This window comes from Calidifontibacillus oryziterrae, assembly GCF_000331575.1.
Classification (GTDB): domain Bacteria; phylum Bacillota; class Bacilli; order Bacillales; family Bacillaceae_J; genus Calidifontibacillus_A; species Calidifontibacillus_A oryziterrae.
This window is the reverse complement of record NZ_KB223527.1, coordinates 1684855-1697679: the sequence shown is the minus strand read 5'-3', so window position 1 is coordinate 1697679 and position 12825 is coordinate 1684855. Positions and strand designations below refer to the sequence as shown.

Sequence of the window (12825 nt, the reverse complement as noted above, 5' to 3'; positions counted from 1 at the left end):
GCATCAACCATTTTGTCATTGAAAACAGAAAGTATAGAGTTATTTCTAATTTACAGACAATACAAACATCAATGTAATATGTTCAAAAATGAAAGTAATAAAGCCTGTGTAGCAGTTACATAAGTAAGGAGGAGTCGACGGTGAACATCGTTGAACAAGTAAAGGATCGTATAAAAGAGGAAATCAAAGTAGCAGTTATGAAAGCGGGATTAGCTTCGGAGGAAGAGTTGCCTGAAGTTGTTTTAGAGCTACCTAAGGAGAAGGCTCACGGCGATTATGCTACAAATATGGCAATGCAGCTTGCGCGAGTTGCGAAAAAGCCGCCGCGTGTTATTGCGGAAGAACTAGTTAACCATTTTGACAAAACAAAGGCATCAATCGAAAAAATTGAAATTGCCGGTCCGGGTTTCATTAACTTTTACATGAATAACAGTTACTTAACAAACCTAATTCCGACAATTTTACAAGCTGGTCAAAATTACGGTCAAACCAATACAGGCAATGGTCTGAAAATTCAAGTAGAGTTTGTTTCAGCTAACCCAACTGGCGACCTTCATTTAGGACATGCACGCGGTGCAGCAGTTGGTGATTCTTTATGCAACATCCTTGCCAAAGCAGGCTATGATGTTGCCCGCGAATATTATATAAATGATGCAGGCAATCAAATTCACAATCTCGCACTTTCTGTTGAAGCACGCTACAAGCAAGCACTTGGCCAAGATGCACCAATGCCAGAGGATGGCTATCATGGTGCGGATATTATTGAAATAGGGAAAAAGCTTGCCGACGAAGCAGGCGATTCATTGTTAGAAAAAGACCAACAAGAGCGTTATAACTATTTCCGGGAATATGGCTTAAAATTCGAGCTTGCTAAGCTTCGTGATGATTTGAAGCAATTCCGAGTTGAATTTGATAACTGGTTCTCAGAAACCTCTTTATATGAAAATGGCAAAATTGATGTTGCTCTAGAAGCACTTCGCAGCAAAGGCGAACTTTTTGAAGAAGACGGTGCAACATGGTTCCGATCAACTAAATACGGCGATGATAAAGACCGCGTACTTATCAAAAACGACGGGTCATACACGTACCTAACACCTGATATTGCGTATCATCAGGATAAATTAATTCGCGGCTTTGAAAAGCTAATCAATATTTGGGGTGCCGACCATCATGGTTATATCCCAAGAATGAAGGCTGCGATTCAAGCACTTGGCTATGATGCGGATACACTCGAGGTGGAAATCATTCAAATGGTGAACCTCTTCCAAAACGGTGAAAAGATGAAAATGAGCAAGCGGACAGGAAAAGCTGTTACATTGCGCGAATTGATGGAAGAAGTTGGAATTGATGCGATGCGCTATTTCTTTGCAATGCGGAGTGCGGATAGCCATCTTGACTTTGACATGGATTTAGCAGTGTCAAAATCCAACGAAAATCCAGTTTACTATGCCCAATATGCACATGCCCGCATTTGCAGCATGCTTCGTCAAGGAGAAGAACAAAACCTTTCCTTCGGAGATGCGACGAAGGTGGATTTATCGCAAATCTCAGCCGAAAAAGAAATTGATTTATTGAAAAAGCTCGGGGAATTTCCAGAGGCTGTGGCTGAAGCAGCAGAAAAACGAATGCCGCACCGAATTACGAACTATATTTATGAATTGTCATCTGCTCTTCACAGCTTCTATAATGCTGAAAAAGTAATTAACTTAGAAGAGCCTGAAAAATCAAAAGCACGTTTAGCTTTAGTCAAAGCAGTGCAAATCACATTAAAAAATGCCCTAGACTTAGTCGGTGTCTCCGCACCAGAAAAAATGTAATAATTGGGTTCCTTAATTGGGTTCCTGGCTCGTCCCGGGGCGGAGCCTGGCACGTGTCCAGGGCAGTAGCCAGGGACGGTGCCAGGGTGGTGTCCAGGGTGGTGTCCACAGAGGTTCCTGACCCCGGAAAAAAATGGAAACGAAAACAAAACCCTAGCCTCTCGACTAGGGATTTTTTCATGTGTGTCTGCTGAATTGCTGTATGATCCTACAATTTTCGGGATACAAACTTCTTTTAAACGTGAAAGCTAATTAAGAAAAATGATTAAAATACAATGTAGGATGAAACGATAAGGATATGTAAAGGAGTTGGAAAATTTGAAGGAAGTATTACTATCCTTAGTAACAGGTGCAATTGTTGGCTTTTTATTTGCTTTTCTTAGATTACCGATACCTGCCCCGCCAGCATTGGCAGGTATTGTAGGTATAGTTGGAATTTATTTGGGCTTTAAATTGTTTCAAATACTATTTCAATGAGTTCGCTAGTAAGTTGCTAGTAAGTTCGCTAGCCTGTACGAGACAAACCGAACCGCACGATTTTAACGGCATCCAAGTTGTCGAGATAATCTAAATTAATTATTGGATGTGCAGAATCAATTTTGTGCGGTTTGCCGTTATTTATTAGTTCAACCCTGAAAATAATCAATGTTTAACCGCACTTTCATTTATTTATAAGGTAGTCAAGAGTTTCGATTTATAATGCTTTTATAACAAATCTGAGATAAACGATGAAAAGGCCTCTTTGCTACGCTGGAGCCAAGGACGTTTATTATAAGCAGAAATAGTAAGCTTTTCAGAATGCATATATAAATCCTTCTTAAATTCCTCCTGAATTTTGGAAATAAATTGCGGATCGGTAATAAGGCAATTAAGCTCATCATTAATAAAAAAGCTCCGCTTATCAAAATTAGCTGTCCCAAAATCACATAGTTCATTATCAATTAAAACAATTTTGCCATGATAAAACCCGTGTGTGTAACGGTAAATATTACAGCCTGCCGCAAGGAGCTTTTTAAAATAAGGGAAGGAAGCTTCTCTAACGAAAGCGTGATCAGCCTTAAGTGGGACTAATACAGTAACGCTCACCCCTCGGTAACTAGCATTCAAAATTTCAGTAAGAATTTCACTTCCTGGAATAAAATAAGGTGTTCCAATTATAATTTCCGATTTGGCGTTTTGAATTAACTCTAGCAAGAATTCCTTAATAAACGCGCCATCAGTCGGAATAAAGCGCAATGGTAACGACCCTTTTATAAGACTTGGGAAATAGCGATAATCATTCGGTACATATTTACCTGTTGCACGTTTCCAATCCAAATGAAATTCAGTCTGCAAATCCTGAACTCCGTCTCCATAAAGCTTTAAATGATAATCTCTCCAATATCCAAGCTGTGGATCTTGCCCTAAATATTCCTTACCAATATTAAAGCCACCGAAATAACCAATTTTTCCATCAATGACAGTAACTTTGCGATGGTTCCGATAATTTAAGCTATAAAAAAAGAAAGGGAACACAGGCCGATTACTAAATGCAAATTCTATTCCGCAATTCTGAAGCTCAGTAATTTCTTTCTTTGAGATATTTCTGCTTCCAATCCGATCTAATAATAAACGAACTTTTACACCGTGGCGAGCTTTCCTTTTTAACAAACTGAAAAATTCATGACCAACATTATCATTTTTAACAATGTAAAAAAGAATATGAATATGGTGCTTAGCATCTGATATATCCTGAAAATAGCTCCTATAAAGCTCTTGCCCATCACCAAATAACATCCATTTTCCGTTTCTATTTGGATAAAGCCTTTTAGATGCTGTTTGTAAGTGTTTTTTTCGACCTAAACGAAAATCAATAAAAAGCCATCCGATAAACAATAGAAAAACTAATAAAAATATAGTCATGAATCGAACTCCTTGTTTTTTCATAGCTCCATTTCATTTCTGACAACCAACAGGCAAAATATTTTTTCGAAGCCCAACGCAAAATAGCAGCAAAAAAATTAGTAGGTTTCAATGATAAAAACTTATCGTACTATGTAGTATGACCCATATTAAAGGTTATTAAGAAAAAATTTTTTTTAAAAAGTAGTCGACTGAATGCTCATTCATAATAGATATATGTTATAATAATTTCTGAAAATTAATTCTTTAAAAATAATTTTAAAAAAACAAGTAATATGCCAATAAATAGGGGCAACTGGATACTACAAAGTAGTGCTAAGTCATCGACTTTCGCATTTAAATTCCGAAAGTCTGGCAAAGTTGGCTACTACGAGTACAAAGGCTAAGGGCGAGCACAAACATTATTATTCATTTACCAACGGAAGAACACCGAGAGGAAAGGGGAAACTTTAATGCTGTTAGTTTTAAATTGGATTGCATTTTTACTAGTAACTGCTTACGGAATTTATTTATTTTCTTATCTTGTTAGAACTAGATATGAATATATTAAGTTAGGGAAAAAAGTAGAGTTTGACCGTAAGTTTAAAGAACGCTTTGATAAAATTTGGGTCATGGTGTTCGGACAAAAGAAGCTCTTAAAGGACAAGAAAAGTGGACTTATTCATGTTATGATGTTTTACGGTTTTTTACTTGTTCAATTTGGAGCAATTGACTTTATTGTAAAAGGATTAGCACCGGGAGCACACTTGCCACTAGGTCCGCTTTATCCAGCTTTTACATTTTTCCAAGAAATCGTAACGTTAGTAATCTTAGTAGCAGTTATATCGGCATTTTATCGTCGCTATATTGAAAAGCTTGCTCGTCTTAAACGCGGCTTAAAAGCCGGCCTAGTCCTTATTTTTATCGGAACTTTAATGATTTCAGTATTACTTGGTAATGGAATGGACCTCATATGGCAAGGTCATGAACCATCCGTAAGTGAACCGGTTGCAGGCTTTATTGCAACAATTTTTGCCGGCCTTAGTAAGCCTATTGCCGCAACGATTTTTTATTTTTCTTGGTGGATTCATTTAATTGTGTTACTAACATTCCTTGTATACGTACCACAATCAAAGCATGCCCACTTAATTGCCGGACCGTTAAATGTCTTCTTCAATCGTTTAGATGCACCTGGAAAGCTGCGCCCAATTGATTTTGAAGATGAAAGTCAAGAATCGTTTGGTGTTGGGAAAATTGAAGATTTTACACAGTATCAAATGATTGATTTTTATGCATGTGTGGAATGTGGGCGTTGTACAAGCATGTGTCCTGCATCAGGGACTGGTAAGATGCTATCGCCAATGGATTTAATTATGAAAATGCGTGACCACTTAACAGAAAAAGGAGCCGTGATTACATCACGCGCACCATGGGTTCCGACCTTTGCATTTGCAAATACAGTTGGCAATCAATTGGCAATGCAATCTGCTGCACAAAGCAAAAGCGAGTCAGCTGCAGCACTTGATTATAATAAAAGTTTAATCGGGGATGTCATTACTGAAGAAGAAATTTGGGCTTGTACAACATGCCGTAACTGTGAGGACCAATGCCCTGTACTGAATGAACATGTTGAAAAAATCATTGATCTTCGCCGTTATCTTGTTCTTACTGAGGGGAAATTGGACAGTGATGCCCAGCGGGCAATTCAAAATATCGAACGTCAAGGCAACCCATGGGGAATCAGCCGCAAAGAGCGTGAAAACTGGCGCGAGCTTCGCGAAGATGTTGAGGTAAAAACAGTAAAAGAAATGAAGAAAGCTGATGAAGAATTTGAATACTTATTCTGGGTAGGCTCAATGGGTTCATATGATAATCGCAGTCAAAAAATTGCGTTATCATTTGCGAAGCTACTGAATGAGGCTGGCGTAAAGTTTGCCATTTTAGGGAATAAGGAAAAGAACTCAGGCGATACACCTCGCCGCTTAGGAAACGAGTTTTTATTCCAAGAGCTAGCCCAAGGTAATATCGATGAAATTCAAAAAAGCGGGGCAACAAAGATCGTTACAATCGACCCACATGCTTACAATACACTGAAAAATGAATATGCTGATTTTGGATTAGAAGCAAACGTTTATCATCATACAGAAGTTTTAGCAAGGCTAGTAGCTGAAGGTCGCTTAAAGCCTAAGTATGAAGTCAATGAAACAATAACGTTCCATGATTCTTGTTACTTAGGACGTTACAATGAAGTTTATGAAGAGCCTCGTCAAATTTTAAAAGCGATACCAGGTGTGAAGCTTGTTGAAATGACCCGTAATCGTCAAGATGGTATGTGTTGTGGTGCCGGTGGTGGATTAATGTGGATGGAAGAAAAGGTTGGCGACCGTATTAATGTAAAGAGAACTGAGCAAGCATTAGAGGTAAATCCAACTGTAATTTCAAGCGGCTGCCCATACTGCTTAACCATGTTAACAGACGGAACAAAAGCGAAGGAAGTCGAAGACAAGGTTAAAACATATGATGTGGCAGAGCTATTAGAAATGTCTATATACAGGAGAGAAGAGCAGCCTGAAGTTACAGAAGAAAGAGCAGTATAATAATAGATTATAACTCCTTCGAAGCTAGCCTTTGATTTGATAAAACTATTAATAACAGCTTTTTGAAGGAAAAAAGAGAAAAAAATCGAATAAAAATAAGAGTTTAATAATAGAATTTACATTAGGTGTGCTTTTAGTGAAAATCTTAAAATGCCCGTGGGTGGTGCGCCTTTTATGTTCACCGCCGTGTATATCTTGATTTGGTAGTTGCTTTAGTGCATATTTGGCGGATAATGGTGCGCTATAGTGCAGAGCTTAATTGGGGAGTTAAAAAGGTAGGCTATAGTGCAGAGCTTAATTGAGTAGGTAAAAAGGTAGGCTATAGTGCAGAGCTTAATTGAGTAGGTAAAAAGGTAGGCTATAGTGCAGAGCTTAATTGGGAGTTAAAAAGGTGCGCTTTATAAGTGCACCTCCTAAAATGCTCAATGGTTGAGCGAGCGTTCGGTCGACGTTTTCTGTAAAACAAGTTGAATTCAGCAGACTTTTGATAAACCAAAGAAATGTTGAATTTTCACATGAAAAAACGAAGCCTTAATAAGGCTTCTCAGGAATTATTTATAGAAAAATCTCAGCAAATTCATGAAATATTTATGACAGTAGCTCAACTAGAATCTGTGTGCTTTGTGAAAAAGAAGATAGTATCTGTATTGCAAAAAGTCCGAAAAACTAAAGGGGGATAATAGCATGACAAAAACTGTAATTGTTGGTGGTGCAAGAACACCATTTGGGAAATTTGGTGGAGCATTAAGCTCATTAACTGCATCGCAATTAGGTGGGATAACAATTAAGGAAGCACTTAAACGTGCAAACGTTGATGGTACTGAAGTTGGCGAACTTATTATGGGCTCTGTTTTGCAAGGGGGGCAAGGTCAAATTCCATCACGCCAAGCAGCACGTGAAGCTGGTCTTCCGTGGGAGGTTCAAACTGAAACAATAAATAAAGTATGTGCTTCCGGTTTAAGAAGTGTGACACTAGCCGATCAAATTATTCGCTTAGGTGATCAAGAAGTAGTTGTTGCGGGCGGAATGGAATCAATGAGTAATGCCCCTTACTTTATGCCGAAAGCTCGCTGGGGAGCTCGTATGGGTGATGCGAAGCTTGTTGATTTAATGGTCCATGACGGATTAACTTGTACTTTTAAAGGAGTTCATATGGGCACATATGGCAATAGTACAGCTGCTGAATTTGGCTTAACACGCGAGCAACAGGATGAATGGTCATATCGTAGTCATCAACGTGCAATCGCGGCAATTGAGGCAGGTAAATTTAAAGATGAAATTGTTCCAGTCGAGGTCCCGCAACGTAAAGGGAGCCCAGTTGTAGTTGATACTGATGAAGGTCCACGTGCGGATACATCGTTAGAAAAATTGGCAAAGCTTGCTCCTGCTTTTGGTGCTGATGGCACGATTACAGCAGGTAATGCTCCAGGCGTTAATGATGGTGCAGGTGCACTTGTGTTAATGTCTGAGGAGCGCGCAAATAAAGAAGGCAAACAAATAATGGCAACAATTGTTGGTCATGCAGCAATTGCAATCGAAGCACACCGCTTCCCAGAAACACCAGGTATCGTCATTAATGAATTATTAAAGAAAACTGGCAAAACGGTTGATGATATCGCAATTTTTGAAATCAATGAAGCATTCGCAGCTGTAGCACTTGCAAGCGGTCAAATTGCTTCGTTAGACCCTGGAAAAGTGAATGTAAACGGTGGTGCCGTAGCGCTTGGTCATCCAATTGGTGCCAGTGGTACTAGAATTATTTTAACAATGATCCACGAACTTAAACGTCGTGGCGGAGGTCTTGGAATTGCTGCAATATGCAGTGGCGGCGGTCAAGGTGATGCCATCATGATAGAGGTTAAATAGGGTTAATAGATCGAAGTCCGAACTAGGTACGAATTCGGACAGAAAAAGGCCGGTGGAGCGAAATCGAGTCCGAACTACGTGCGAATTCGGACAGAAAAAGGCCAAAGAAGCGAAATTGAGTCCGAACTAGGTGCGAATTCGGACAGAAAAAGGCCGGTGGAGCGAAATTGAGTCCGAACTAGGTATGAATTCGGACAGAAAAAGGCCGGTGGAGCGAAATTGAGTCCGAACTAGGTGCGAATTCGGACAGAAAAAGGCCGTAGAAGCGAAATAGAGTCTGAAATACGTGCGAATTCGGACAGAAATAGGCCGGTGGAGCGAAATCGAGTCCGAACTAGGTATGAATTCGGACAGAAAAAGGCCGTAGAAGCGAAATTGAGTCCGAACTAGGTGCGAATTCGGACAGAAAAAGGCCAAAGAAGCGAAATCGAGTCCGAACTACGTGCGAATTCGGACAGAAAAAGGCCAAAGAAGCGAAATCGAGTCCGAACTAGGTATGAATTCGGACAGAAAAAGGCCGGTGGAGCGAAATCGAGTCCGAACTACGTGCGAATTCGGACAGAAAAAGGCCAAAGAAGCGAAATCGAGTCCGAACTAGGTATGAATTCGGACAGAAAAAGGCCAACGAAGCGAAATCGAGTCCGAACTAGGTATGAATTCGGACAGAAAAAGGCCAAAGAAGCGAAATCGAGTCCGAACTAGGTATGAATTCGGACAGAAAAAGGCCGGTGGAGCGAAATCGAGTCCGAACTACGTGCGAATTCGGACAGAAAAAGGCCAAAGAAGCGAAATCGAGTCCGAACTCAGGCCAACTTCCACTTCGTTTGATTTTTTCATACAAAAAATTAAGTCGAAAAAACTATCAAACTACTAAAAATAATTAACATAGAAAATCTAGTACAAAAAAAGAATTGGGGGACAAAACAATGGGTATTCAAAAAGTAATGGTAATTGGTGCAGGTCAAATGGGATCTGGGATTGCACAAGTATGTGCAATGGCAGGCTACAATGTTGTTTTACAAGACTTAAAACAGGAATTCGTAGACCGTGGCATGGGGATCATTTCAAAGAACTTACAGCGCCAAGTAGATAAAGATCGCATGACGCAAGCAGAAATGGATGCAGTCCTAGCTAACTTAACGACTTCATTGGATATTAATTCTGCTAGTAATGTAGACCTTGTAATTGAAGCTGCAGTCGAAAATATGGATATCAAAAGTAAAATTTTTAAGCAACTAGATGAAATTGCTCCAGCACATGCAATTTTAGCGTCAAACACGTCTTCGCTTCCAATCACAGAAATTGCGGCAGTAACAAATCGTCCAGAGAAAGTAATTGGCATGCATTTTATGAATCCAGTACCGGTTATGAAGCTCGTTGAAATTATTCGTGGCTTAGCAACAGCTGATGAAGTATATGCAGCAATCGAGGATATGACGAAGAAGCTAAATAAAGTACCTGTTGAAGTAAATGACTTCCCAGGCTTTGTTTCAAACAGAATTTTAATGCCAATGATTAATGAAGCAATTTATACATTATACGAAGGTGTAGCAACAAAAGAGGCAATCGATGATGTGATGAAGCTTGGGATGAATCATCCGATGGGTCCGTTAACGCTCGCAGACTTTATTGGCTTAGATACTTGTCTATACATTATGGAAGTTCTATATGAAGGCTTTGGTGACTCAAAATACCGCCCATGTCCATTGCTAAGAAAGTATGTAAAAGCAGGCTGGCTAGGTAAAAAATCAGGCCGTGGCTTCTATAAATACGAATAATATTTATGATAAAAATAACTAGATAAACAACATTGCCCTATTAAACAAAACAGGCTATGACTCTCACGCATCCATGGGAAAAGTTCATTCTGACAATATGCTAGTCACGCATACTGGACGAAATAGAAAAGAAGCTAGATACAACGTAACTGGTTATGAAAAAAAGTCATTGAAAACGATAGTTTATTAATAGATGCTACCAATTGAATTTGAGAAATGAAATAAAGGAGGGAAATCGATGGAACTGCGATTTACAGAAGAACAAGAAATGATGCGAAAAATGGTCCGTGATTTTGCTCAAACTGAAATTGAACCATTTATTGAAAGAATGGAAGAGCATCATGAATTTCCACGGGAAATTTTAAATAAAATGGCCGAGCTTGGTTTAATGGGGATTACGATCCCTGAACAATATGGCGGTGCCGGGATGGATTTTACATCATACATTATTGCTATTAATGAACTCTCAAGAGTAAGCGCTACAATCGGAGTAATTTTATCAGTGCATACATCAGTTGGAACGAACCCGATTTTATATTTTGGCAATGAGGAACAAAAGAAGAAGTATATACCTAAGCTTGCGACGGGAGAATATTTAGGCGCCTTTGCGTTAACAGAGCCAAGTGCGGGTTCTGATGCTGGAAGTTTAAAGACCCGTGCGGTGAAACAAGGCGACCATTACATTTTAAATGGCTCAAAGGTATTTATTACAAACGGTGGAGAAGCAGATATTTATATTGCCTTTGCAATTACAGACCCAGAGCAAGGAAGTAAAGGGATTTCGGCGTTTATTGTCGAAAAGGATACACCGGGGTTTATCGTAGGAAAAAATGAAAATAAAATGGGTCTCCATGGCTCCAAAACGGTTCAGCTAACGTTTGAAGATTGTAAGGTTCCGGTTGAAAACCTACTAGGTCAAGAAGGCGAGGGCTTCAAAATTGCGATGGCAAACCTAGATACAGGACGTATAGGCATAGCATCGCAAGCATTGGGAATTGCCGAAGCAGCATTAGAGGCTGCCGTTAACTATGCAAAGGATCGTAAGCAATTTGGCAAACCAATTGCATTACAACAAGGAATCGGCTTTAAGCTTGCTGATATGGCGACAGCAGTTGAGGCCGCAAAGCTATTAGTCTATCGGGCTGCTAATCTTAAGGCAAATAATCTTCAGTGCGGGCAGGAAGCATCAATGGCAAAGCTATTTTCTTCGCGTACAGCTGTTGAGGTAACGACAGATGCAATCCAAGTATTTGGCGGCTATGGCTATACAAGAGAGTATCCAGTTGAGCGTTATTTCCGTGATGCGAAAATTACTGAGATCTATGAAGGTACAAGTGAGATCCAACGGCTTGTTATCAGCCGCAAATTATAAATACGGTTCGAAGCGAAAAAAGGAAGAAATAGTATGACATCCAGGCGATTGGAAAGCAGACCAATGACAATTGATGAAATTTCCAAAAAACTGTCAAACTCATTTAGATGAAAGCGACGAAAAAACATTAAACCCTTCAGTTTTGCGATCATATGGCAAACCAAGCAAAAAGAAAGCGGTCATATGGCAAACGAAGCAAAAAAAAAGATCACATGACAAACGAAGCAAAAAAAAGATCACATGACAAACCAAGCTAAAAGAAAGCTCACATGACAAACGAAGCAAAAAGAAAGTGATCATATGACAAATTATATAAATATTAATAATTAGGGGGACAATAACATGAATTTTCAATTATCTGAAGAGCATGAAATGCTAAGAAAAATGGTACGGGACTTTGCAAATGAAGTAGTGGCTCCAACAGCTGCTGAACGTGATGAAGAGGAGCGCTTTGATCGCGAGATTTTTGATCAAATGGCCGAGCTTGGCTTAACAGGAATTCCATGGCCTGAGGAATACGGTGGAAGTGGATTTGATTATTTAGCATATGTAATCGCAGTTGAAGAACTTTCACGTGTTTGCGCATCAACAGGAGTAACACTTTCTGCGCACGTTTCCTTAGCAGGCTGGCCAATTTACAAATTTGGCTCTGAAGAACAAAAACAAAAGTACTTAAAACCAATGGCAGAAGGTAAGAAAATTGGGGCATACGGTTTAACAGAGCCGGGTGCAGGTTCTGATGCTGGCGGTATGAAAACAAACGCAAAGCTTGTTGGTGATGAATATATTTTAAATGGATCAAAAATCTTTATTACAAATGGCAGTGTTGCTGATACTTTTGTAGTATTTGCTGTAACAGATCCAGAGCAAAAAACAAAAGGTGTAAGTGCGTTTATAGTAGAAAAAGACTTCCCTGGTTTCTCAGTTGGTAAGAAGGAAAAGAAATTAGGTATTCGTTCGTCACCTACAACAGAAATTATTTTTGAAGACTGTCGTGTACCGAAAGAAAACCTATTAGGGAAAGAAGGCGAAGGCTTCAAAATTGCGATGATGACACTTGATGGAGGTCGTAACGGTATTGCTGCCCAAGCGGTAGGGATTGCACAAGGTGCATTAGAAGCAGCGACTGCTTACGCGAAGGAACGCAAGCAGTTTGGCAAACCAATTGCTCTTCAACAAGGAATCGGTTTCAAGCTAGCAGATATGGCAACAGCAGTTGAGGCATCAAGACTTTTAACATATCAAGCAGCATGGAAAGAGTCTGAAGGACTTCCATACGGGAAAGAATCTGCAATGGCTAAATTAATGGCAGGGGATACAGCCATGAAGGTTACAACTGATGCTGTCCAGGTGTTTGGCGGCTATGGGTATACAAAGGAATATCCGGTTGAACGCTTCATGCGCGATGCGAAAATTACTCAAATTTACGAAGGAACGCAAGAAATTCAACGTCTTGTTATTTCCAGAATGTTGATTGCTGACTAATGATCGACAACTATCCTTGCTCGAAAGGA

At 39.6% G+C, this 12825-nt stretch carries 8 protein-coding genes; 7 read left to right on the top strand and 1 reads right to left on the bottom strand.

Features of this window, described 5'->3' with window-relative positions:
• Nucleotides 1-140: 140 nt before the first annotated feature.
• Together argS and D612_RS0116685 are read left to right on the top strand one after the other, a co-directional pair.
• Nucleotides 141-1817, top strand: coding sequence for an arginine--tRNA ligase (gene argS / locus D612_RS0116690; RefSeq protein WP_017756644.1), 1677 nt, complete (start codon nt 141-143; stop codon nt 1815-1817).
• A 318-nt stretch (nt 1818-2135) separates the two neighbouring features.
• Nucleotides 2136-2294 carry a XapX domain-containing protein gene (locus tag D612_RS0116685; RefSeq protein WP_017756643.1) on the top strand — a complete coding sequence of 53 codons (159 nt, stop codon included), beginning with the start codon at nt 2136-2138 and terminating at the stop codon, nt 2292-2294.
• 228 nt (nt 2295-2522) lie between these two features.
• Here D612_RS0116685 and cls read toward each other — a convergent pair whose 3' ends face one another.
• A complete protein-coding gene (cls, locus tag D612_RS0116680; RefSeq protein ID WP_017756642.1) occupies nt 2523-3719 on the bottom strand; it encodes a cardiolipin synthase in 1197 nt (398 codons plus the stop codon).
• A 452-nt stretch (nt 3720-4171) separates the two neighbouring features.
• Here cls and D612_RS0116675 point away from each other — a divergent pair, with 452 nt between their 5' ends.
• The 5 genes from D612_RS0116675 (at nt 4172) to D612_RS0116645 (ending at nt 12796) form a co-directional block, all read left to right on the top strand.
• Nucleotides 4172-6295, top strand: a complete 2124-nt coding sequence (locus tag D612_RS0116675; protein ID WP_017756641.1) for a (Fe-S)-binding protein — start codon at nt 4172-4174, stop codon at nt 6293-6295.
• A gap of 684 nt (nt 6296-6979) precedes the next feature.
• Nucleotides 6980-8161 carry an acetyl-CoA C-acetyltransferase gene (locus D612_RS0116665; RefSeq protein WP_017756639.1) on the top strand — a complete coding sequence of 394 codons (1182 nt, stop codon included), beginning with the start codon at nt 6980-6982 and terminating at the stop codon, nt 8159-8161.
• Nucleotides 8162-9087: 926 nt separating this feature from the next.
• Complete coding sequence (locus D612_RS0116655; protein ID WP_017756637.1) at nt 9088-9939, top strand: 3-hydroxybutyryl-CoA dehydrogenase; 852 nt, start codon at nt 9088-9090, stop codon at nt 9937-9939.
• Between the two features lie 238 nt (nt 9940-10177).
• Entirely contained in the window at nt 10178-11311 is a 1134-nt protein-coding gene (locus D612_RS0116650) for an acyl-CoA dehydrogenase (RefSeq protein ID WP_017756636.1), read from the top strand.
• 342 nt (nt 11312-11653) lie between these two features.
• Complete coding sequence (locus tag D612_RS0116645) at nt 11654-12796, top strand: acyl-CoA dehydrogenase (protein ID WP_017756635.1); 1143 nt, start codon at nt 11654-11656, stop codon at nt 12794-12796.
• The last annotated feature ends 29 nt before the right edge of the window (nt 12797-12825 follow it).

Coding starts and splice junctions, on each gene's coding strand:
- cls (WP_017756642.1), bottom strand. CDS start 3,719: ATGACTATATTTTTATTAGTTTTTCTATTGTTTATCGGATGGCTTTTT.
- D612_RS0116675 (WP_017756641.1), top strand. CDS start 4,172: ATGCTGTTAGTTTTAAATTGGATTGCATTTTTACTAGTAACTGCTTAC.
- D612_RS0116665 (WP_017756639.1), top strand. CDS start 6,980: ATGACAAAAACTGTAATTGTTGGTGGTGCAAGAACACCATTTGGGAAA.
- D612_RS0116655 (WP_017756637.1), top strand. CDS start 9,088: ATGGGTATTCAAAAAGTAATGGTAATTGGTGCAGGTCAAATGGGATCT.
- D612_RS0116650 (WP_017756636.1), top strand. CDS start 10,178: ATGGAACTGCGATTTACAGAAGAACAAGAAATGATGCGAAAAATGGTC.
- D612_RS0116645 (WP_017756635.1), top strand. CDS start 11,654: ATGAATTTTCAATTATCTGAAGAGCATGAAATGCTAAGAAAAATGGTA.